The following is a 21,724-nucleotide window of genomic DNA, read 5'->3' on the forward strand; positions in this document are numbered from 1 at the left end:
GGCTGTTACCCGTCTTCTCCGGTCCTTTCGGCTACGCGGAGTTTTGCGCTGCGGCTGCGGGTGTTGACCTTCATTTCCTCCTCAGTGGGAAGGACCGGTTTTCTGGTCAGCACGTTCATCAGCCTGACCTTCCCGCAGGTGCACATGGGCTGCATGGGCGGACAGTCACAGCTTTGCGACTGGGTTTTGAAGGTCTTTTTCACGATACGGTCTTCCAGTGAATGGAAGGATATAATCGCGACCCTTGCGCCGGGGCTGAGTCTTTCCGGAATCCGGTTCAGAAAAGTCTGCAACTCTTCCAATTCGGAGTTCACGGCAATGCGCAAGCCCTGAAAAGTTTTTGTGGCCGGATGGGTCCGGGACAGCGCCCTGCGTTTGGCCGGGTATGCTTTTTCCACAATGGAGGCCAGCTGCAGGGTGGTGGTAATTTTCTCTTCTTCCCGGGCCGCAATGATCGCTTTGGTGATCTTGGAGGCCAGAGGTTCTTCGCCGTACAGTTTCAGAATTCTGTTCAGGTCGGAATATGAACCTTTATTAACAATGGAAGAAGCCGGAGGCATTCCGCCTGCCGGGTCCATGCGCATATCCAGCGGCCCGTCCTTGATGAAGCTGAACCCGCGCTCAGCGTGGTCCAGATGCAGGGAGGATACGCCGAGGTCGAGTACAACGCCGTCAACAGTATCCCAGCCCAGTTCATCGAGAGCCGCTTCAAACTTACTGAAAGCAAGATGGAATCTGTGCGCACGGTCACCGAAGGGGGCTAAACGTTCGCCAGCCAGTTCAAGAGCCTGCTCATCGCGGTCCAATCCGGCCAGTTCTGCACCTTCTCCAGCGGTTTTTAAAATTGCGCTGGAATGTCCGGCCATGCCGAGGGTGCCGTCAAGGTAGTGGCCACCGGGTTTGGGAGCCAGCCATTCAATGACCTCATTCAGCAGAACGGAAGTGTGGACCTTTTCAGGTATTAATTTCTTGCTTTCCATAATTTCCTGATCCAAAAACGTTACACGGCTTGGGCCTTAACTCTGGGGGGAGCCGGGGCAAAACAATGGCGGTTTTGAAAATCAAGTTTAAAAATCAATATCAATAAATAAAAACGATAGTGGGAGCGAAACAGCAAAAAACAGGCTAGAACGGGAGTTCAACTCCGCATTCAGCCAGTTCATCAGAGACATCATCAAAATCCTGTTCAAGCAGGGCTTCGTATTCCCGCTTATCCCAGATTTCAAATCTGTCGCCGACTCCGGCAAGGACCACGTCCTTGTCCAGCTTGCCGCTTTTTCGCAAATAGGAAGGGATGGTGATTCGGCCTTGTTTATCAAGGCTTACTTCTTCGGAACCTGAAATGATTATTCGGATGAAATTTCTGAGCTTCCGGCTGGGACTCTTGATACTTGTGAGTTTTTCTTCCAGTACCGCCCAGTCCGGTGGTGTGAAGCCGACTATGTTTCCTTCGAAAATAGTCAAGGTCACGCAGCCTTCCGGGGAATCAGAATATACCTGATCCCGGTACTCCGGCGTAAGCATCAGTCTGCCTTTGGCATCCATGCTTCTATGTGCATGACCTCTGAACTTCATTTTTCTACCACTCAATCACACAGATTTACCACCAATTCCCCCCGTCTCACCACCTGTGTGTGAAAATGGCGAAAAAGTCAAGACCCCCTTCTAAAATAAAAGGGTCGAAAACAGGCTGTTTTCAATGCTTGAAGCCGATTTTACTAGTTCTAAAAGCTTATATATACGGACCTTAGAAAGAATTAAGAAATGGTGAAAAAAAGTTTATATTTTTTTTAAAAATAATAGATAAAAATTGGAACATGTCGGACACAGACTTCACGAACACGGATATGAGTGCTATAGGGCAGTTGAAAACGAAGATTTAGACCATTTTTTATATCTTGAGTCCGGTTGGGCTGAGTCTGGAGTGGGAATCTTGCATATTGTTCTGGCCGCAAGCTTCTAAATTTAATTGTTTCAGCTGTTTATAAGTGATGAGGACAAGGTTCAAATATGAATGCAAAAGGTAGAATGGATGTTCCCGAGGGCTTAAACGAGGAATATTACCAGATCAGCCCCGATATTCTTCAGAGCTTCAATAAATTCAGGCCGCCTTTGGACATATTTATGTTCATGGAAGATGTGGGCCGCATCGCACCTTATTATAAAGTTGGCGGACGGTTGAGCAAAGAGCAGATTGAGCAGTTGGCCGGACTGGTAAAAGAAGGTTTTATCTTTGTTTCCCGCAAGGACCATCCTGTATATGTAAAGCACATTGCCTATCAGCTGGATCTGGTGCTTATTGACCGCAACCTCAAGGAAAGTGAGATTGCGGATATTTTTATTGAAGCATTAACCATGCGGATGAGTGAGTTTCTGGATCAGCCTGTAGCGGCGGTTACCGATAAGCTCTGGGCCGATTTGATGGTTCTCACCGAATATCTCTGGAATGATCCGTATCGCATCAAAGCACTGGCGAAAAGGTTGCACAAGGAACATACCCTTGCTCAGCATAGTGTAAACAGTGGTGTTCTTGCACTCGCAATTTTTATTCGTATGAAGGGCAAAAATTTTGCCAGTGGTGATATCAGCCGCACTCATTTTGACAGGCTTACTGCCGGATTTTTTTTACATGATCTGGGCATGAGTAAGATTCCCCTGTTTATCCGGGAAAAGCCCAAGCCGCTGACCACTGACGAACGTCAGAAAGTGGATAAGCATCCCATGCTCGGTTATGAAATGCTTACCAAGCTTGATCTTAAGTATAAGGAAATTGAGGCTTGCGTAATTGAGCACCATGAGAGAATGACCGGTAAGGGTTATCCCCAGAAGAAATCCGGACGTGAGATTAGTCAGTTGGGTCGTATCATTGCTGCTGTAGATTCCTACTGTGCCATGATCACCAAGCGTCCTTTTGCTGAGGCTATTGATCCTCAGAAGGCTGCGGCAGTGATCTCTCAGGACAAAGCTTACGACCCGGAAGTAACCAAGAATATTCAGGCCTGGGCCATGACATTGAAGAAGTAAATTTGGTTCTTAGAAAAGTTAACGGCCCTGTTTCCATGATGGAGACAGGGTCGTTTTTTATGAAATTATTATTTAAAACTGCTGGACCAGATCGCGGGTGACTTCGCGGTAGACTTCGCTGAGCAATACCACGCCGATGATGTTTCCTCCTTCCTGCACCAGCGCCCATGTCCTTTTCTTTTTTCGGAAAATTTCCAGTACCACCAACATGGGATCAGTGGGCTTGAGGATGACCACGTCTTCTTCAATATGATCATCAAGGGATGCGGAGCAGCAGGCTGTGCCTGCGCGTTTGAATGCCCGGTCCCAATCCGCTTCTTCTGTCAAGGTCAGGTCTTCATCTTTGAGTACCAGATCTTCAACTGCCTTGAGCAAGGTCCATATGGATACGACTCCGCGCAGCGAGCCGTTTTTTTTCTTTACCACCACAATATGATTGTCCGGTGATTCTTTCATGCTGTCCCGGAGAGAACGCACTGCCTCGGCAAGGCTTGCAGAGTCCTCAATTGTGGAAAATTCTTCATTCATTATATCCCATGCTCTTTTTCTCAGCAGCATTGATTTCTCCTTTTGAATATGCAGTGGTTAGCGGTTGAACATAAGCATCTTGCAGTCATTCACCATAGTTAAACCATATTTCCGCGTTTCATGCAAAAGAGGATTACTCAAAGTCAGCCAGCAAAGGACCAACGTGGATCCCGGCAACCACCGGATTTTCCATATAGCTCTGGCTGATGCGCCAGTATGCCTGATGAAGGTGGGGGGAGGTTATCCCGTTTTGCAGGGCATTGTATGCTTCCATGAAAGCTGCCAGATGGTCGCAGAGCTTAAGCAGTTCTCCGTCCTTGGGATCGTAGGAATCGTCATTGTAGCGGGCATCCAGCTCTTCAGTGCTTATCTTTTTGGGGAGTCCGCCTACCAATGCAGCAGCATCGAATTCCGATCCTGTATCTACTCCGAGGAAATAGCCTAAACGATCTGCTATGCGGTCATATCCGTTTTCCTTGAGCGGGGACATGATCCGTCTTTCCATCTCCTGATCTTCGTATTCCCTGATCAGTTCTCCGATTGTGGGATCTGATTGTTTGACCGGAGAAATGATGTCGCGGGTCAGCAGTTCCGGGATGTCGTGGAAGAGCCCGGTAAAGAAATTGTTCTGGCGTCTGGCCGGACAGGCTCCTTTTTCAAGGCTGAAGAACCATGCAAATGTGGCCACGATGAAAACATGACCGAGTACAGATGTTTCCGGGATACGAGGGGTTTGGGACCAGCGGGTCTGGAAGCGCAACCTTCCACAGAGGTCGGCAAACCTGCCCAGTGCGGTTGTTTCGGAATGGAGCAGTTCGTTTACTCCATCGAGGCCGGAATAGCTTTTCAAGCGGTCGATAAAGCTTTGCTCGATTCCAACCAGCTCATCATCCATCTGGTTGAGATGCTTTAGCAGTTTGAACTCGGAATAGCTGGCGTACATATGTGAGGCATCAAGAATCTGACGGGAAAGGGAATTGTCATCCGGATTGAGGTGGTAGTCGGTCAGCCTTTCCCAGAAATCCTTACCCAAGGGCATGAGGCGGGGCCTGAGTTGTTTGAGGACCCACTTGGAGAGCTTGCGGTAGTGTTCCGGGTTTTCCTTGATCCGGTAAAAGACCGGGGGTTTGATGTCGGTAATGACCATACGGAAGAGGTATTCAAAGATGCCTCCTTCCACTATTTCATTGCCCAGCCTGAGTTTTTCCCGCGCTTCTAATTTGTCTCCGTTGAGGACAAAGAGAATCCAAGCGGCGATCATTTTATGGGCCTGCTTATCAACTTCCACCATTTCCATGGGGCGGAGTTTATCATTCCACCTTTTCATGAACGAACCGGAAAAAATCAGCTGGAGCAGGCTTTTGCGAATTATTGGCATTGGAGCTTTTCCTTTGTCTGTAATTTTATCCGGTGGGGTGATTATCGTTCTGAAGCCCTAGACCACCGGAATTTTGAGGTACGGGCATTCAGCGTTCTGCGGAACAAACTGGCTAAGTTGAATTTCCCCGTCACACAGAGATCCCAATTCCTCTTTGAGGTATTGTTCAGGGGTTTCAACCAGCTTCATATTAACTTTGAGCGGTTTGCAAAATACTTCGCCCCAGTTGGTGCAGTAGACCAAATGCACTTCCTGCACTTTTTTACTTTCCGGGGGAACGCACAGGTTAACGATAAAGAAGCCTTTTGTCAGACGTTCCGCATTGAGGGTTTCCTCAATGGGTACATTGAAAGTTTTTTTGGGCGGGAAAAATTGCATCAGGTCGCTGAATAGTTTTTTGATTTCGCGTTCCCGCAGCGGGCCGGAGCTGATATCCGTTTTGACCTGCATGGTTTGATCATACAATCCGTTCAGGACTAGCCAAACCAGCATACAGTTGAGGTCGGGGCCTGATTCTATGCGGGTCAGGATATTTCTGGCCCCGGATTCATCAGGATATTCACCGTGGATATTCCATACATTCCCTTTTTCGGTGCGGGAGATATTGATGGAATTGAAAAAATGGGTTCTGGGACCGGGCAGGGATAAACGCAGGATTTTATCCGTGCGTTTGGCAAAGGCTGAAAAAATCACCCTGCCTAAGCGGGTAAGGTCTTCCGGTGTGATAGAAACTCCGGGGAATTTGTCCTGCTCGCCGCGAACCTTCATGTAGGTGTTAACCATGAACTGGTTGATGCGTTTGCCGAGTTTGGCTACGGAACTGAAGTCAGAGAGATCCTTGAAGTCCTCAAAAGCTCCGGTTTCTTCCCCGGACAGGTTCATGGTGAATTCAATTAATTCTATCTCTTCGGCTCTGCTTGGTGTGGACTGAATTTCTTTTTCGCTGACCAGTCCGCACTTGAGGCGTAGGGCCATGGCAGTGAGCCAGATATATTCATCGTGTTCACGGGTGCGGTAAAAGTCTGCTAGGTCCTCATAGAGTCGCATGTAGGGGTCAACCCGTCTGATTCTTCGTTTCCCGCTGATAATATTCTTTTTCAGTTTTTCGCAGAGCAGGGAATATTTGCTGTCTGAGGTGTATAATTCCAGCAGGCCGAATTTCATGATGGATTTAAAAGGACTTTTGATCCCCTTAACAATCTGCCAGAGAGAGGCCCCGAAGAATTCTTCCACCGGAATATTTGGGATATTGCCGAGGTCCACGCAAAAGTCTTTGCCCTTGAGCAGGGAGACTTTTTTTCTGCTGTCACCATATGCTTTTTCCCCGGCTTCGGGCGGGGTGAACCACCAAAGGGGAGGTTTGCCTGCCAGCAGCAGTGCTGTGCGGTAAAATTCTTCTTTAAGTATGGCGCTCTGCGCTGATCCGGAACTTTCTTCGTCACTGAGTCCGAAAAGGTTGTCGCGGATTTCGCGGGTATCCATGATGAAAAAATGAACTTCAAGAGCGAATTCAGTCATGGCCCATCTTTCAATGGCCTGCAGTTTTACTCCTAGTTTTTCTCTGCTTTCAACAGGTTTACCTGCAAAATTGCAGCAGACCCAGCAATCAAGGTCGGAGTCTGTTGTCTGGGCAATTGTCCCGGTACTGCCGATGGACATGAAAGCTTCGATGGGTACGGATGATTGTGCGCCGATATCATATTTTATGTCCGGGAAGAATTCTTCCAGCAGATCAATGGATTGGGGGGAAAGTTCGTAGTTACAAAGCCTTGACCCCATGCTCTGATGATCCATTCCCGACTTAATCTCAAAAACATTTGTATGCAGCAGGGCTGGCATAATTTTCAGGAGCTTTTTACTCCTGCTGTCCAGTTTGGATTCTGCCCAGTCCAGTCTTCTGCTGTTATTCTCTGCAAAGCAGGCATGGCAGTGGTCGATATCTTTCAGCGCGAACCAGCGTTTGATGACCTTATGCAGTACTCCCCGCCCATATTCATTGATCTCTCCGAATCCGGTAGATCTTTTTTTATGTCTTTCCCTGTTGCTAAGTTTTGCGGCAAATGTATGCTGCATGGCTTTGAGCAGTTCCGGTGCTTCGGACTTTACGTTGCTTGCCCGGCATAGCCCGGTATTACACTGCCTGAGCGATGAACAGACAACGCTTGAATCTTTGAATAAGGTTCTTTCAAAGTTAGAGAATGTGAAGTCGCAGCCTTTGACCATGGCCTTGTAAAAGAAAGCTTCGCGCAGGTCGCAGGCTTGAAACATAGCCCCGTTGAACCTTGTCCGGCAGAAATAAGCGCCCGGTGTCGCTACAGCGCTGAAATTGCAATTTTTGAAATTACTCAGGAAGGTCACTGCGGAGTCAAAGTGCGAAGTTTCAAAAGAACATTTTTCTAATTCACAGTCATAAAATGTTGCTTCATCAAGGGAACAGCCGTTGAATTTGCAATCCTTGAATTCCGATTCCAGAAAAACAGTATTGCTGAAAGTGCAGCCTTCAAAGGTGCAGTTCTTAAAGATGCATTCTTCCAGAAATGATTCTTTGAATTCACAGGCGGCAAATGTTGAGTTCTGAATGGTCAACCCTCGGGAGAGGCTTTTCCATTTGTTTAGCTTGTGCAGCCGTTGGTTGGTTATCTGTCCGTCGGTATAGATGTCGGGCATGCCGTCGGACTGGGTCATTGGCTTACCGAAAATACGTTTAAATCCAGTTTGTTCCTGCTCTTTGTTTTCAATGTTCAGTACAATGGGACCGCCTTGTTTGATGAAATCAACACCGGGGACATTCTTCCCCTCGGGCATCTCAGGCCGCACTGGTTCGCTGAGACTGTCGGTGTCCATTATACTGGCCAGCACCGGCTTGAGGCTGTTTTTCTTTTTGCTGCGGGAGATTTTGAGAACATTGCTCAAAAGGCTTCCAAAGCATTGCGGGTCTTCTTCACTGATTGTTGAAAAAAGCACCGCCAGTACAGGAGTATGGTAGCCTGCGGAGATTTCGTTCATGAAACGGGCGAAGTTTTCACTATTGAGCAGCGGAACCCTGTTGATCAGTTCTGCCCGAAATTTTGGTGCTTCATTGAAAATCTGGGCAAAAATTCTTCCCCTACGGCTGCCCCCGAATTTGGTCAGAATATCCATGGCTGCCTTAGCTAACGGCAGGGAAGGGGATTGTGCCAGGGGGATGATTTCTTTTAACAGCTCGTCATCAATTTCATCGGCCAGCCTTTCCACTGCACGGAGCACCTTCTCCATGATGATGGGGTCCATGGTTTTCAGGTGGAATGAAATGTCCGTAACCATTTCTCCGTCCGGATAGGGAGGCATGCTTTCGGCACAGAGGGTGATTTCTTCAAGGCTTTCCGGCTCACGCAGTTGCCTGCGGCATTCTTTCCCATAGTTTCCGGATATGAATCGTGACAGGGATTTGAATGTCAGCTGCCCTTTGCGGGTTCCGTTCTTCTCAAAGAAATTGATACTGTTAAACAGGTCCAGTTCTTCGGCCCGTTCAAGGATGGATTCAGCAAACCTGATTCTTTCAGGCACGTTGTCATCATGCACCACTAACATGCGGTCCGCCACGGAAATGGCGGTGCTGTCGTGTTGTCTTGCAAACCAGCTTTTGACCCGGGAAAAAGGCAGTAATCGGTTACAGAGGAGAGAGGCGGCGAGGCTCCTGCCGCACGGTCCCATTTGGGCAAGGTAGTCGAGACATATATCTTCGGTAGTATCTTCAGGATCCGGGCCATATGAGAGCTTTCCGCTTTGTTCCGCTTCCAGCTCAATGGCTTTCCGGCCGAGACCGTAGAGCAGCATGGCGTATTTTGCAGACTCAATTGCGTCCGGTGGAGTCTGCGCCCTGCTGAACTTTCCCTCGATTTTGAACCGCAAATCCGCAAGCTGACGCTCTTCAGGGGGGTAGAGATTCAGCCTGCGCAGTTCCCCGAGCAGGGTGTCATGTGTTTCTGTCTCAGCCATAAAATATCCTGACCTGTTTACCCAGTTTTCGTCAACAATGCGATGGATTCAACATGGGCTGTATGGGGGAACATATCAACTGCTGCAAAACGCTCCAGCTTGTAAATGCCTTCCATCTTAGCCGCATCACGGGCCAGTGTGGAGGGATTACAGGAAATGTATAGAATTTTCTCCGGTCCTAGCTCGATCAGCTTTTGCAATGAAGGATCAGGCACACCGGAACGGGGCGGGTCCACAATAACCATGTCCGGGTGGGGCAGGTCTTCGGGCAGTCCTTTTTCGGAAGCCAGGTTGCCCACGATGTATTGTGTGTTCTCCAGCCCGTTGAGTTCGGCATTATCCTTTGCCGACTGGACCGATTCCTCGGAAACTTCAATGCCGATCATTTGGCCTACATCCTTGGCCATGAACATCCCGATGCCTCCGGAACCGCAAAAAAGGTCCCAGACCACGTCATTGTTTTTTGGTGCTGCCAGTTCTGCACTTTTTCGGTAGAGAACTTCGGCTCCTTTAGAGTTCGTCTGGAAAAAGGCATTGGGAGTGATGCGGTAGCTGACTTCGCTGCCATCTGCGCGGGTCAGGGTTTCGGTGATATGTTCCTGCCCGGTCACGGAGATAAGTCGTTCCCCGGTAGCAAGGTCGGCGCGTCCTTTGCGGGTGGAGTGTACGAAGCTTTTCAGCTGCGGGATGCTTTCAAAAAGTAGTTTGCCCAGTCCCTTGATGGTGTGATGGGATTTGGCAGGTCCGGTAAGCAGGTGGATCATCATCTCCCCGCTGTGGTGCGAGAAGCGGATAACCAGCTTACGCCAGTAACCGCCACGGTTGTGACGGTAGGCACCTATATTGGTGCGGGCACAATAGTCGCGGACCAGTGCCGGAATGTCAGCACATTGTTCAGGCAGCAACGGACAGCTGGGAATATTTAGTACATCTGTTTCTGAACCTCGGCGTTTGAAGCCCAGTTTCAGGGAATCCCCGATGCCGTGGAAGGAAAATTCCATCTTGTTGCGGTAGCCGTATTCTTTGGGAGAAGGAAGGGCTTCTTCACCCATTCCCGGAGTCTCCGGCTCGATCTTGCCGATGCGTTCTAAAGTTTCACAGACCTGCCGTCCTTTCCAGAAAGTCTGGGCGGAATATTTAATATCCTGATGCAGGCAGCCCCCGCAGGAATCGAAATATTCACAGGCCGGAGCCTGTTCTTCTTCAACATGGTTGATGATTTCAGTGCGGCGTGCTTCAGCGAACCTTTTTTTGGACTTGGTTATCTCGCAGCGAACAGTCTGTCCCGGCACAACATTTTCCACAAAAAGGGTCAGCCCTTCATAGCGGCCAATGCCTTTGCCTCCGAAGGCCAGTGATTCGATCTTGGTTTCAATTATATCGCCCTTACGGATGGGCTTGTTATCATTACTCATGTTTGACAGTTCTCCTTTGGCCGCTGTACGCTTCGGTCCATGATTGATAAAGCAACAGCACTTGAATCGGTTTTGCGGAAGCTTAAAAAACTTCCCGTGGGGCATTGCATAGACCTGCGCACCTATAAACGCAACCGTTCCCTTTTAATTTTGCACGTCCGGGAGCAGGAGTACATTATTTACGAAGACGGTTATGAAACAATCAAGCATCAATCCGCATTAAAGGGTATGAAAAAGCTTTTGAAGACCCTGTTCAAAAGGGAGTTCCCGCGGAGCAATAAAATCCGCATGTACGAATTGGGTGAGTACAACGAGGAAAAACACCGTCGTGAAATGAAAAAACTGTAAAGCTTGCCACCGACCCGAAATCTGCATAAAGGTAACATGCATTGTACTAAATTCGGCAGGAGAGATAAATGATCAGATGTTTTTTCTTGGTGCAGCTTTTGCTGCTGATGGTTGCGGTTCCTTCTTTTGCGCAGGATGAAACTCAAAACAGGACGGAAGATGATTCTTCTGTGTCCGGAACAATTGTGATTCCTGCTGATTATAAAGAGGAAGGCATGGCTTCGTGGTACGGGGAGAAGTTTCAGGGCAAGCTTACCGCCAGTGGTGAACCATACGATATGGAAAAAATGACTGCTGCCCACAACTACCTGCCGCTGGGCGTGAAAGTTAGTGTCACCAACCTCAGCAACAAAAAGAAAGTTGCCGTGATCATCAATGACCGCGGTCCTTTTGTGCCTGACCGTATTATCGATCTCTCCCGCGCTGCGGCCCAAAAGCTCGGCTTTATTGATGCAGGAAAGGCCAAGGTGCTCATTGAGCCTTACCGTCCGGAACCTGAACCGCAGCCCGTTGTAGCTACGACTTCTGCCCCTGTTTATAAGAAACTTTACGGCGCATTCTACATTCAGGCTGGCGCTTACAAGGTTAAGGCCAATGCTGATCGGCTCATTGAAAGGCTGAACAAGGCTGGTTTCCACAATACCCGTACCGTCCGCGTGGTCACCGACAGCGCCCAGATTTTCAAGGTCCAGCTGGGCATGTACAAAACCTTAGCTAATGCCCGCAAAGCCCACAGTTCCATGGGTAAGGGGTTTCCGGGAACATTTATTCTGGCTGATGTGATTCAGGATTAGGGATCAGCGTAAATTTGAAATGAAAAGTCCCGCAACAGGTGGAGTGTTGCGGGACTTTTTTGTGGAATATATTTTAGGCCGTTCTTTTACTGCAACGGCTTGTCATCCTTCTTGTCTTCTACTTCAACATCAATGACGTCGTGGTCATCAATGCGTCGCTTGGGCTGATCCTGATTGGTCCATGCGGTGAATTCTGAGTTGTGGTGCACCACGTGGATGTTGGGGTTGTTTTTCATGTTTTCAAACTGGGCTCGCAGCATCCGTTTGAAATAGCCTCTGGTGACCGGGAATAGGATGAGCAGACCGAATATGTCAGTCATGAATCCCGGGGTCAGCAGGACCAGTCCGGCGAGGAATATGAGGACTGCATCAAGGATATCCTCGGCAGGCATAATTCCTCTGTTGAGGTTTTCCTGAACCTTCTGCATGGTGGCCACGCCTTGTGATTTGGCAAGTGCCGCACCCACAAAGGCGGTCAACAGACAAAGGGCAATGGCATTGAGGGTCCCGATTTCTGAGCCGATCTGAACCAGAATGTAGAGATCGATCAAGGGTATGAGGACAAAACCCAGAAAAATCTTAGCGAACATTTAGTCTCCCGTGCTTAAATTCCTTATTAGACGTTCTGGAATATAAGCATCAATCCCATGATGACAAGCATGGTCATGACGATTCTGCTATAGAATTCGTCAGAAAGACGGTTTGATAGCTTGCTGCCGACGTAAGTTCCCGCAAATATGGGCAGGACAGAAGCCAGTACCAATTTAAAAGCTAATAATGTGGTCAGGCCACTAATTAGGTGTCCTACAGCGGCCAGAATACCGGAAAACAGGAACAGGCTGACCAGAGTTGCTTTTACGGTGTCCTTTTTCCAGCCTTGAATTGAGGCGTAGATTATGCTCGGCGGGCCTCCTGCGCTTACTGCAGCAGCGATTGAGCCGGTAAGAAAGCCCGAAAAGTAGCCCCATTTATTGCTGATGTTGAACTTGGGCGTTCTGGCCAGCAGGGAATAGGCTGCAAAACCGGCAATCAGGCAACCGAGGAAGACTCTGATGTAATCCCCGTTTATTTCCTTCAGCATCATAGTCCCCAGAATTGAGCCGGGAATACTGCCTATAATCAGGGGAAGTATTTTGGCGCGGTCAAGACTTTTGCGCAGCCTGTTGGTCATATCTACATTAATGACCAGACCGCAGAGTGTACAGACCGGTACTGCTAATTTAATGTCGACAATAAGTGCAAGGAGGGGCATGGCAAGCAGAGCCTGACCGAATCCGGTCAATCCCTGCACCATACCTGCTGTAAAGAAAATAGCTGGTACGAGCAGAAAGGGAGACATTATGAACCTTTATCTCTGCGTTTAACGCAGGAAAGTTGTGGGCGAAAATTAGATTTTACGCAGGGTCAGCTGGGTGATGTCCTCGGGGAGGGAGGACTCGGAAATGATTTCAGCTTTCCTTACCCGGCAGATAATATCAATGTTGGAACGCTGGTCTTTACGCACTTCAACCTTTACGGTCATGCCGGACTTTATCTTTTGAAGGTGTAAACTCACCTCCTTGAATCCGGTTCAGCAATCTTTCCAACAGGTAATAGTGCGGCTGTTATTCATGACGAAATAAAAAAAAGGCCGGACTCCTACGAGGGAAGCCCGGCCTTTAAAATGACTATTTTTTGTTTTTCATGGCTTCCTGAAGCTTGTCACCGAGCAGGCCGCCGAAACCGCCTGCGCCACCGGGGGTGGAGGAGGTTCTGGGAGCGGATTTGCGGGGTGCAGACTTCTTGGGCGCGGACTTGGTGTATTCTTTCCAGTCGCTGTCGCCGTCAGCCTTCTGTGCGTCACCTGCGGTGAGGGTAACCTTGCGGTCTGCGGTGTTGATCTCTTCGATGGAGATTTTAACCTTATCACCGGGCTTGAGGGCTTCAAGTTCAGCCTGCTTGCCGGAACGGGTGATGCGGGACATGGGCAGCAGACCGGTGATGCCTGGAGCGAGGTTGATGAAGATACCGAACTCGGCGCGGTTCTCCACGGTTCCCTCCACTTCCTGACCAACCTTGAAGGTATCTTCCATATCCATCCAGGGATCGCCTGCAGCGTCTTTCATGGACAGGCCGATGCGGCGTTTGACCGGATCAATGTCTTTAACCATGACTGCAACTTCCTGACCGGGGGAGACTTCGTCTTCAGGCTTGTGAACGCGCTTGGTGTAGCTCATTTCAGAAACGTGAACGAGACCTTCGATGCCGGGTGCGATTTCAACGAATGCACCGAAATCAGCACAGCGAACAACAGTACCGCTGATTTTGTCGCCGGCTTTGAATTTGTCGCCTACTTCATCCCAGGGATCAGCCTGCAGTTGTTTCAGGGAAAGACCGATTTTGAGGCCTTTGCCGTCTTTACGCGGCTCCATGGAAAGGATGCGTACGGACACTTCATCGCCGGGCTGGACAACATCTTCGGGCTTGGCGGAACGGGACCAGCTAAGTTCGGAAATGTGAACCATGCCTTCTACGCCGGGGGTAAGTTCAACAAATGCGCCGAAAGGCATCAGTTTGGTGACTTTACCTTCCATCACAGCGTCGGGCTGGACGTCTTGCATGAATGCTTTGCGTGCTTTTTCCTGTTCCTGTTCGAGAAGAACTCTTCTGGAAACAACAATGTTGCGACCGTTTTCTTCGAACTTGATGACCTGAAAATTGTGAGTGCTGCCAACGAAAGCTTCGGCATCTTCAACAAAGGAAGTGTCGATCTGGCTGACGGGACAGAATACTTTGCGGTGCATCATTTTAACTCTGAAGCCGCCTTTGCAGGTTTCTGCAACCTTGCCTTCAACCGGGACTTTGTTCTCGTATGCTTCACGCAGCATATTGAGGCCGCCCGCGCCGGACATGGCTTTGGAAAGGACGATTTCATTGTTGTTCATGGAGATTACGTAGAGTTCTACGGTGTCTCCGTCCTTGACGGTCAGTTCGCCTTCTTCATCGGTCAGTTCATCGCGGTCGACAACTCCGTCCACTTTAGACCCGGTGTCAACGAACACGGAATCTTTGGTGATGGAAATGACGGTTCCTTTGATTTGGTCTCCGACCTGAAGATTGTCGTTGGATTCAGACTGGAAGGCTTCAAACAGTTCGGCAAAGTTCTCTTCGCCATTGGTTTCCAAGTTTTTCTCGGACATGCTCTTATTTCTCCTGAAAGGGCAAATTGGTCCCGGCAAGGTAGGTTTTTTATAGTGCCGTGGACAATGGGAACCTAACGGGAAAAGACGCAATTTTCAAACGATTTATTCATATAATTTTTATTGCGCTTTTCCGTGCAGGGCAGCGCCCAGTGCTCCGGCGAAATCAGGCTCCTCAGGAATGAGCGGATTAAGGTCTAGTGAATTTTTCAACATGTTGATAACACAGGGATTGTTGGCAACTCCTCCGGCAAAGACAAGTGGGCCTTTCAAGCCGACACGCCCGAGCATGTTGGTTGTGCGGCGTACAATGGAACCATGCAGTCCCAGTGCAATGTCGCGCGGATTTTTGCCTTGGGCCATGAGCGAAGTGGCTTCGGTTTCTGCAAAAACAGTGCACATGCTGTTTATCATGAGCGGTTCGGTCCCTTCCAAGGCATAGCTTCCGAAATCTTCGATGGGAATTTGAAATACGGTAGCCAGATGTTCCAGAAATTTCCCTGTCCCGGCAGCGCAGCGGTCATTCATTTCGAATTTTGCAACCTTGCCTTTGCCCAGCAGTGAGATCGCTTTTGTATCCTGACCGCCGATATCCAGAATGGTCCGTGCTTCAGGGTAGAGATGCGAAACGCCCAGCGCATAAGCTTTAATTTCAGTAAGAGAAACGCACTCAAAGCCAGTTAATTCACTTGTTACCAGCGTACGTCCGTACCCTGTGGCCGAAATAATTTTAGCATCCACTCCTTCAAGTATTTTTTTGATCTGTGATGCGGGGTCGAATGTGGTAGGCAGTTTACGTTTGATAGAGATTTCATCTCCATTCAGCACAACCAGTTCTGTGGACCGTGACCCAATATCAATTCCAGCAATCATTTATTTCTACTCCAAGGTATATACGAATTGGCAATAGCGCAAAAAAAGGTGGCCAGAATTACTTCCAACCACCTTATTCCAACAATGCTTTACTTGGGATTAGCCAACCATTTCGAGGAATGCTTCAATGCGAACGCGCAACTGTTCAGTATCAGCATCAGAATAGTCGGTTTCGATGTGCAAGTAAGGCAAGTTTTTGTCACCCTGTACAAATTTGCGAATGTTTTCCGCCTCAACGTTGTAAGTATGACAAGCCTGCCAGGTCAGGTCTACTACGGCATCTGCTTTGAAGTCAGTGATCATGGCCTCTAAGAGATTGATGCGACCGGGGTTGGGAGACATGATCGAGCATGGGGTGGCAAGATATTTTTCTGCCAAAGCTGCGATGGGAGATTTGTCAGTAGCCACCTGCATGGTCTTTTTGTAGCCGGTACAGTTTTCAAAGGCTACGACAACGCCGCCGGCATCTTCAATAAGCTGGCAAACCTTGTGTGAACCCAAGCCCATGGGAACACCGGAGATAATGACGCGGGGACCCTGCTTGGTTTCTCCCTTAGGTGCGCTTTTTACTTCATCAACGATTGCCTCAAGGCATTCGACAGATTCCTGCTTGGAGGCAAAGAAGCCTGCCTTGAAAACAATCTCCAGCATCTTCATTCCGGAAATGGGGGCGGGGGACTGCTGGTTCAGGTCCATCAGCCCTTTGAGAGCGGCAGATTCCCTGTTGGTGAGCTGGATGGCTTCTTTAAGCATGTCATCAGTGATTTCGACTCCGCATTCCTGTTCGACGCGTTCCTTGAAGCGTACGACTTCGCCTTCCCAGAACGGTCCGGTCACTTCCAATTCCTGATTGTGTGGCAGGTACATCAGGTGGAGGGGTTTTATCTCGGACATCTGCTCGAACATCTTCTTTTTTCCATCGCATGTTGAGTCGGCAACAATGAGGTCCGCGGCTTTGAAATAGGGGCAGGTGTCTTCTATAGCGAAGCCGAAGCTTGATTTAATCAGCGGGCAGAGATTGCGGGGCAGGGTTCTCTCTGCAGCGGGAATGGGATCATTGCGGGTTCCGCACAGGGTTACCGCAATGCCTCCTGCTGCCAAGGCAATTTCAACCGGGGAGTAAAGACAGTAAAATCCAAAGACTTTTTGTCCCTTCTCTTTGGCTGCGGCAACTTCCAAAGGGTTTTTCTCCGCTCTAGTAGTCAATTTATCAATGGATGCGTAGCTCATGTTGTCAGTCTCCCTCTTGGTAAAAAGATTTATAGTGTTGTTATCTGGATGCAATCAGAGCAGCCCCTATGGCTCCTGCGAATGGAGCTAGAGGCGGGGCGGTGAGTTCAACATTGAGGGCTTCGGAAAAACACTTGGCTAATTCCGCATTCCTCGCAGTTCCCCCGGTAAAGGCAATTGTTGGAGTAAATGAAATTCGTCCAGCGAGGCTGGTCAAACGTTTTGCAATGGATACCACTATCCCTGCAGCCAAATCTTCACGGGAAGCGCCGGACGCAGTCAGACCGATTACTTCTGATTCGGCGAAGACGGCACACATGCTTGAAATGGGAACCGGTGTTCCCTTTGATGCAAAAATACCGAATTCATCAAGATCGATGCCCAGCGCCGTCGCCATATTGGATATGAAGCGCCCTGTACCGGCAGCGCATTTATCATTCATGAGAAAGTCACGAACGTTGCCCTGCTCGTCTAAAGCAATCATTTTGGAATCTTGTCCGCCAATATCAAGCACCGTCATTGCTTCGGGTACCAAATGCTTTGCGCCAAGAGCATGACAGGATATTTCCGTTACCTGTTTATCGGCGTCCGCCACCTTGCGTCCATATCCAGTGGCAACAGTCTTGCTTATGGATGCGCCGGAAACGTCCAACTGAGCGAGGGCGGCATCCAATGCTTCTCGCGCAGCTTCCTTGGGAGCCCATCCCGTGGCTCTTTCGGCAACAGCCACAATTTCTTTGGTGACACCATTGATAATGGCAGCTTTTGTTGCTGTTGATCCAATATCCAGCCCTGCAAAAAAGTTTGTAATGTCGCCTGACGGGGCACAGGATGTGTTGTCTGAGTTTTTCCGGTCAATTGTTTCACTTAGCGTGTTCATTCAGCCTCCAAATTTGACAATCCGTTTAACCTTTACATCACGTCTTCTGACGCCTCCAATCAAAATAATAAATACAAAAAAGGGGCACTTATTAAGCTAGCCAATACTCCTGTGTCTGAACACTGGCTTAATTTCCGGCTTTAATATAACTCTCCCTCCAGAGGATACATGTGAGGAATAAATTGAGAAAAGACGAAGCCACAGCATACGCAAGGGGACTGACCCCCGAACGGGAATTCAGTGCGGCCTATATGGACGTACGTAACCTGCGTTCATTACTCCAGAAGGAACCCGAATGCGCGGATAATGAAATTGTCCACGCAATCTGGGATATTCTTATGGAGCAGCGTTACAGTTCTCAGCGTATGTCGCAGCTTCTTTACCGGGAATGCGCCAAAGCTATGGCCGCCATTGGTCATGGTTGCCCGGACTGTGCTGTCTCTCAATCTGCCTTGCAATTGCAGGTTCAGGCTGCTTCCACCTGTAAGAAGTACGCCTCCATTGAGGCTTCCGGTGGGCTTGGTGTGTTACCTTTTGAGATTTCCCTGCCTGATGCCCCGGAACCGTTTTCTGGTTTTGCTCCCAGTGTGAAGTGGGAGGTCTTGCTTAAGAATGCCAAAGTTGTAGGTGAACCTGTTTTTTCCGGGCGAAGTGCGGTCATGGAGGCTGAGGGTGAGCAGCGCATCTTTGCCATTAAAATCCTGCGTAAGGGCGAAGAGCCTGAAGGATTGCATCTTGAAGGGCGCTGGATGGAGCGGCTTTGTAAAGGGAGCGGTACGGACGGGGTCCGTTTTGATTGTCCGCAGCCATATACAATAGCTGGGCATGTTGTTTTCAAGCTGGAAGGATTGCCCTTAGGTGCTGTAGACGCGCCGGAAAACCTGCACGAAGAACTTTACGCCATGGCCTACCATGCCCACAGTGACTATTTTATATACCCCAATGATGATCGCGACGATAAGCGTTGTTCCGCAGAAGAAATGCTGGAAATCATGGGCCGTAATTCCTTTCTGCTTGGCGAGCTTGCAGGACGGGGCATAGTGCATGATGCACCCATTCCACTTTTTCATAACCGGGTGCAGGCCACACGGCGCACTGATGAAGGTGTCTACGAATGGCGCAGGTTCGGAAGGCTGGACCGCTGGTTGGATTCCTGCCGCTATCCCAACTTCGGGCGTTCCGGGTTGCGGGATTTCGAACATCTGCAAGTTATGAAGCCGGGGCGCGATCCTTTTTACTGGGCTATTGGTTCGCATTTCATGTCCATCCTGCTGGTGCTCGGCAGCTGGTTCCGGGCACAGGAACCGGAACTTTGCGGACTTGATGTCAATGAAGAACCCATAGATGCCCGCCATCTTTTTGATACTGATTTTTTTGAGCAGGCTGTGAAGTGTTGCTTTGACAAATACTACCACGGCTTCACTGGAAAAGAATTTCACAATGAAATAGACCTGCACATCCCGGAACTGGTGCAGGATATGATCAATGAAATGGGTGTGGACCGCCACATGTTTGAGTTCATGCGCGTTGTGGATCAGGAGCTGCTGGAAGATGATGAATTTCGCAAATATCTCATCAAATGTGGCATGGAATCGGATAAGGCATATTCCATAGAAAAGAATAAAGAAGATATACCTCTGACCACCGGACCGCATCTCGGCGACTTCAACAGCACCATATCATTACCGGAAATCATCGAATGGTCGGCCATGGCGGCGGGGTGCTGCATTGCTTCGCGGGCGTTAGGGGATAGGTGGGGCCTTACCTAACTTCAAACTCCACAGCATCCACCCGTCCTATCTCATCACTCACTGAAATCCTGTGTTTACCGACGGTTACTTCGGTAAACAGCTTTTCATCAAATTTACCCTGATTGACCAAGCGTCCATCAAGGAACCAGTAGAGGGTGCCGCAGTCAGGTCCGGCTTCGGCTTTGAGGGCGATCTGTTGAAATTTCAGCGGGGTATCCTTGCGCAGCAGGTAGGGCGTGCCGGGTGCCGGGGATATGATCTTCGGCGCGATACCGGATGGAATTAATCCGCAATCCGGTGCCAGCGGGGGCAGATGCGGAACTTCGAGATTATTCTCTGCCCGCCAGCGGGCTAGCTTTGCCGGGATGGTGCGGATGATCTTGGTCTTGATACCCTTGCGGCCTAGGCATTCACCGGAAATACGGTAGCCGCTTTTGCCGTCCACAAAAATCTGGCGGCACTGGGTGCAGGGATGCAGCCGTGTTTTGCCGGAAAGAGTGCGTATGGTGGTGCGTTTAGTGCAGAACGGTCCCGGGAGCTGGCGGCTATGGGCACAGACTTCCACTTCGCTGATAGCTGAACCTTCCGGTGGCTTGGGTAGTTTTCCACCCGGAGCAGCCAGACGGAGCAGATCGAAAAGTAGCGGTCCGGCATGCATAGCCCCGGAGATTCCTTTGCGCGGCCTGCCATCCGGGTTTCCTACCCAGACGCCAATGGCATAATCTCCGGAAACACCAATAGCCCATGCATCGCGGTGCCCGAAAGATGTTCCGGTTTTCCATGCCGCTTCCGGCATGTCGCGGGTCAGCATCCATGTTTCATTCATTTCTGGTCTGGTCACTGAGGAAAGCATTTCAAGAACCAGCCATGCTGCCTGCGGAGAAAGAATTTGTGCGTTAATATTGTTTTCTCCAGCAGTGACGGTAAATGGCTTGAATTTTCCCTCATCAGTCAGCGTAGCATAGAGATTAGTCAGCTCAGTCAGCTTGATTTCACATCCGCCAAGAGCGAGAGGTAAACCATATTCCATGGCTCCTTTATCAAGGGTGCTAATCCCACCTTTTTTGAGCAGCTCGATAAATTCAGCCACACCGGTCTGAGCAAGGGTATTGACCGCCGGGATGTTAAGGGATTTGGCGAGGGCCTGCCTTACCGTGACCTGACCATGATACATGTGGTCGTAGTTTTGCGGAGAATATCCGGCATAATCCACCGGGATGTCATAGACAAATGAATCAGGGACCAGCTTGCCCTGATCAAAGGCCAGTCCGTAGATGAAGGGCTTTAGAGTTGATCCGGGAGAGCGCTTCTTGTCAGCCAGATTGATGGCCCCGCCGTATCCTTTTTCAAAAAAGTCAGCCGAGCCAACCAGCGCACGTATTTCACGGGTGGGAATATGGATGACTACGCAGGCCGCGTTGTCAATGTCATCCCCGCGCAGACGGGACACGTGGCTTTTGACTTTGGCCTGTGCTGCCTGTTGCAAGGTAGAATCAAGGGTGGTGACAGTTTCTGGAATCTGCCCGTTACGCCCCAGAACCATCCTGCAAAAGTGTGGTGCATCAAGGGGCACAGGCCGAATGGAATCGGGCAGGGGCAACCTCATATTGCGTTCAATTTCCTCTTCCGGGAAAACTCCTTTTTGTGCCAGCTGATGCATGACTCGGTTGCGCCCTTTACGGGCTTGCTGTGGATTGCGCAGGGGATCATAAAAGACAGGACCACGGGGAATAGTGGTCAAAAGGGCAGATTCTCCCAGCGAAAGAGTCTCCGGTCCATGCCCGAAATAGAAATGGGAGGCCGCGCCCACCCCGACGATATTGCCACCGTAGGGCAGCATGTTCAGGTAAATTTCCAGCAGTTCATCATTGGAGTGGTGCAGCTTCAGCTGCAAAGCCCGGAAGGCTTCAATATTCTTGGCCCAGAGTGTTCTTTTTTTCGGTTCAGCCATGCGGGCAACCTGCATAGGAATAGTCGAGGCCCCGGAGACAACACGTCCGGCGGCAATATTCATAATAGCAGCACGGACAATTGAGATTGGATTAATCCCCGGATGATACTCAAACCACTGATCTTCCGAAGCAAGCAACGTCTTCTTCAAGACCGGGGAAATTTTGTCAAAGTCCGCATGCATGCGCCGCGCACCGTCAGGAGGCAGGAAGATACGCAAAACCTTACCTTCGCGGTCTTTCATAACCGAGGCAACAGGCGGATGAAGTTTGTGCTCAGGAAAAGGAAAAATTAGATCAAGCGCAAAAAAGCTGATGATGAGAAAAAGGGCAAACCCACCAAGTATAAAAATATTTTTCTTTCTCATCACGAAACTAAATTAACCGACAGTACTAT

General features: G+C 49.5%; 18 protein-coding genes. 4 read left to right on the top strand and 14 right to left on the bottom strand.

Annotated elements, in window-relative coordinates; genetic code table 11:
- Nucleotides 1-5: 5 nt before the first annotated feature.
- Both rsmH and mraZ read right to left on the bottom strand, forming a co-directional pair.
- Entirely contained in the window at nt 6-980 is a 975-nt protein-coding gene (rsmH, locus tag ACO05Z_RS02785; RefSeq protein WP_421900279.1) for a 16S rRNA (cytosine(1402)-N(4))-methyltransferase RsmH, read from the bottom strand.
- Between the two features lie 145 nt (nt 981-1,125).
- Nucleotides 1,126-1,575, bottom strand: a complete 450-nt coding sequence (gene mraZ / locus ACO05Z_RS02790) for a division/cell wall cluster transcriptional repressor MraZ (protein ID WP_420250659.1) — start codon at nt 1,573-1,575, stop codon at nt 1,126-1,128.
- A 435-nt stretch (nt 1,576-2,010) separates the two neighbouring features.
- On the opposite strand from mraZ, the gene ACO05Z_RS02795 reads away from it, so the two are divergent.
- Nucleotides 2,011-3,024: an HD-GYP domain-containing protein gene (locus ACO05Z_RS02795; protein ID WP_421900281.1), complete on the top strand. Its 1,014-nt coding sequence runs from the start codon at nt 2,011-2,013 to the stop codon at nt 3,022-3,024.
- Nucleotides 3,025-3,096: 72 nt separating this feature from the next.
- On the opposite strand, the gene ACO05Z_RS02800 is transcribed toward ACO05Z_RS02795, so the two are convergent.
- The 4 genes from ACO05Z_RS02800 to rlmD form a co-directional block, all read right to left on the bottom strand.
- Nucleotides 3,097-3,582 (bottom strand): CBS domain-containing protein, encoded by a 486-nt coding sequence (locus ACO05Z_RS02800; protein WP_421900283.1) that lies wholly within the window; start codon nt 3,580-3,582, stop codon nt 3,097-3,099.
- Nucleotides 3,583-3,685: 103 nt separating this feature from the next.
- Nucleotides 3,686-4,930: an HD domain-containing protein gene (locus ACO05Z_RS02805; protein WP_421900285.1), complete on the bottom strand. Its 1,245-nt coding sequence runs from the start codon at nt 4,928-4,930 to the stop codon at nt 3,686-3,688.
- 57 nt (nt 4,931-4,987) lie between these two features.
- On the bottom strand, nt 4,988-8,908 hold the full coding sequence (locus tag ACO05Z_RS02810) for a class I adenylate cyclase (protein ID WP_421900287.1): 3,921 nt from the start codon (nt 8,906-8,908) through the stop codon (nt 4,988-4,990).
- Between the two features lie 17 nt (nt 8,909-8,925).
- The gene (gene rlmD / locus ACO05Z_RS02815) at nt 8,926-10,323 is read right to left on the bottom strand and encodes a 23S rRNA (uracil(1939)-C(5))-methyltransferase RlmD (RefSeq protein ID WP_421900289.1); all 1,398 of its coding nucleotides are present in this window, start codon (nt 10,321-10,323) and stop codon (nt 8,926-8,928) included.
- Nucleotides 10,324-10,362: 39 nt separating this feature from the next.
- Between rlmD and ACO05Z_RS02820 the strand changes: the two genes are divergently transcribed.
- Nucleotides 10,363-10,671 carry a hypothetical protein gene (locus ACO05Z_RS02820; RefSeq protein ID WP_421900291.1) on the top strand — a complete coding sequence of 103 codons (309 nt, stop codon included), beginning with the start codon at nt 10,363-10,365 and terminating at the stop codon, nt 10,669-10,671.
- Nucleotides 10,672-10,739: 68 nt separating this feature from the next.
- Nucleotides 10,740-11,465: a septal ring lytic transglycosylase RlpA family protein gene (locus tag ACO05Z_RS02825; protein WP_421900293.1), complete on the top strand. Its 726-nt coding sequence runs from the start codon at nt 10,740-10,742 to the stop codon at nt 11,463-11,465.
- A gap of 86 nt (nt 11,466-11,551) precedes the next feature.
- Here the strand turns inward: ACO05Z_RS02825 and ACO05Z_RS02830 are convergent, their stop codons facing one another.
- The 7 genes from ACO05Z_RS02830 to ACO05Z_RS02860 all read right to left on the bottom strand — a co-directional run bounded on the left by ACO05Z_RS02830 (nt 11,552) and on the right by ACO05Z_RS02860 (nt 17,627).
- On the bottom strand, nt 11,552-12,055 hold the full coding sequence (locus tag ACO05Z_RS02830; protein WP_421900295.1) for an FxsA family protein: 504 nt from the start codon (nt 12,053-12,055) through the stop codon (nt 11,552-11,554).
- 26 nt (nt 12,056-12,081) lie between these two features.
- Nucleotides 12,082-12,804, bottom strand: a complete 723-nt coding sequence (locus ACO05Z_RS02835; protein ID WP_421900297.1) for a sulfite exporter TauE/SafE family protein — start codon at nt 12,802-12,804, stop codon at nt 12,082-12,084.
- Nucleotides 12,805-12,852: 48 nt separating this feature from the next.
- The gene (locus ACO05Z_RS02840; RefSeq protein ID WP_421900299.1) at nt 12,853-13,020 is read right to left on the bottom strand and encodes a hypothetical protein; all 168 of its coding nucleotides are present in this window, start codon (nt 13,018-13,020) and stop codon (nt 12,853-12,855) included.
- A gap of 112 nt (nt 13,021-13,132) precedes the next feature.
- Nucleotides 13,133-14,644, bottom strand: coding sequence for a 30S ribosomal protein S1 (locus ACO05Z_RS02845; RefSeq protein WP_421900301.1), 1,512 nt, complete (start codon nt 14,642-14,644; stop codon nt 13,133-13,135).
- Between the two features lie 120 nt (nt 14,645-14,764).
- Nucleotides 14,765-15,517: an acyl-CoA dehydratase activase gene (locus tag ACO05Z_RS02850; RefSeq protein ID WP_421900303.1), complete on the bottom strand. Its 753-nt coding sequence runs from the start codon at nt 15,515-15,517 to the stop codon at nt 14,765-14,767.
- A 99-nt stretch (nt 15,518-15,616) separates the two neighbouring features.
- On the bottom strand, nt 15,617-16,747 hold the full coding sequence (locus tag ACO05Z_RS02855) for a double-cubane-cluster-containing anaerobic reductase (RefSeq protein WP_421900305.1): 1,131 nt from the start codon (nt 16,745-16,747) through the stop codon (nt 15,617-15,619).
- 40 nt (nt 16,748-16,787) lie between these two features.
- The gene (locus tag ACO05Z_RS02860) at nt 16,788-17,627 is read right to left on the bottom strand and encodes an acyl-CoA dehydratase activase (protein ID WP_421900307.1); all 840 of its coding nucleotides are present in this window, start codon (nt 17,625-17,627) and stop codon (nt 16,788-16,790) included.
- 182 nt (nt 17,628-17,809) lie between these two features.
- Here ACO05Z_RS02860 and ACO05Z_RS02865 point away from each other — a divergent pair, with 182 nt between their 5' ends.
- Nucleotides 17,810-19,396, top strand: coding sequence for a SidJ-related pseudokinase (locus ACO05Z_RS02865; protein WP_421900308.1), 1,587 nt, complete (start codon nt 17,810-17,812; stop codon nt 19,394-19,396).
- Here ACO05Z_RS02865 and pbpC read toward each other — a convergent pair.
- The gene (gene pbpC, locus ACO05Z_RS02870; protein ID WP_421900310.1) at nt 19,389-21,695 is read right to left on the bottom strand and encodes a penicillin-binding protein 1C; all 2,307 of its coding nucleotides are present in this window, start codon (nt 21,693-21,695) and stop codon (nt 19,389-19,391) included. The genes ACO05Z_RS02865 and pbpC overlap by 8 nt on opposite strands.
- Nucleotides 21,696-21,724 lie beyond the last annotated feature (29 nt).

Origin of the sequence: Maridesulfovibrio sp. (assembly GCF_965230075.1) — a bacterium.
Classification (GTDB): domain Bacteria; phylum Desulfobacterota; class Desulfovibrionia; order Desulfovibrionales; family Desulfovibrionaceae; genus Maridesulfovibrio.

Excerpts from the sequence above, each read along its gene's own strand:
- ACO05Z_RS02855 (WP_421900305.1), bottom strand. The coding sequence starts at position 16,747 with ATGAGCTACGCATCCATTGATAAATTGACTACTAGAGCGGAGAAAAAC.
- rsmH (WP_421900279.1), bottom strand. The coding sequence starts at position 980 with ATGGAAAGCAAGAAATTAATACCTGAAAAGGTCCACACTTCCGTTCTG.
- ACO05Z_RS02805 (WP_421900285.1), bottom strand. The coding sequence starts at position 4,930 with ATGCCAATAATTCGCAAAAGCCTGCTCCAGCTGATTTTTTCCGGTTCG.
- ACO05Z_RS02850 (WP_421900303.1), bottom strand. The coding sequence starts at position 15,517 with ATGATTGCTGGAATTGATATTGGGTCACGGTCCACAGAACTGGTTGTG.
- ACO05Z_RS02795 (WP_421900281.1), top strand. The coding sequence starts at position 2,011 with ATGAATGCAAAAGGTAGAATGGATGTTCCCGAGGGCTTAAACGAGGAA.
- ACO05Z_RS02845 (WP_421900301.1), bottom strand. The coding sequence starts at position 14,644 with ATGTCCGAGAAAAACTTGGAAACCAATGGCGAAGAGAACTTTGCCGAA.
- pbpC (WP_421900310.1), bottom strand. The coding sequence starts at position 21,695 with ATGAGAAAGAAAAATATTTTTATACTTGGTGGGTTTGCCCTTTTTCTC.
- ACO05Z_RS02800 (WP_421900283.1), bottom strand. The coding sequence starts at position 3,582 with ATGCTGCTGAGAAAAAGAGCATGGGATATAATGAATGAAGAATTTTCC.
- mraZ (WP_420250659.1), bottom strand. The coding sequence starts at position 1,575 with ATGAAGTTCAGAGGTCATGCACATAGAAGCATGGATGCCAAAGGCAGA.
- ACO05Z_RS02835 (WP_421900297.1), bottom strand. The coding sequence starts at position 12,804 with ATGTCTCCCTTTCTGCTCGTACCAGCTATTTTCTTTACAGCAGGTATG.
- rlmD (WP_421900289.1), bottom strand. The coding sequence starts at position 10,323 with ATGAGTAATGATAACAAGCCCATCCGTAAGGGCGATATAATTGAAACC.
- ACO05Z_RS02810 (WP_421900287.1), bottom strand. The coding sequence starts at position 8,908 with ATGGCTGAGACAGAAACACATGACACCCTGCTCGGGGAACTGCGCAGG.
- ACO05Z_RS02860 (WP_421900307.1), bottom strand. The coding sequence starts at position 17,627 with ATGAACACGCTAAGTGAAACAATTGACCGGAAAAACTCAGACAACACA.
- ACO05Z_RS02825 (WP_421900293.1), top strand. The coding sequence starts at position 10,740 with ATGATCAGATGTTTTTTCTTGGTGCAGCTTTTGCTGCTGATGGTTGCG.
- ACO05Z_RS02820 (WP_421900291.1), top strand. The coding sequence starts at position 10,363 with ATGATTGATAAAGCAACAGCACTTGAATCGGTTTTGCGGAAGCTTAAA.
- ACO05Z_RS02830 (WP_421900295.1), bottom strand. The coding sequence starts at position 12,055 with ATGTTCGCTAAGATTTTTCTGGGTTTTGTCCTCATACCCTTGATCGAT.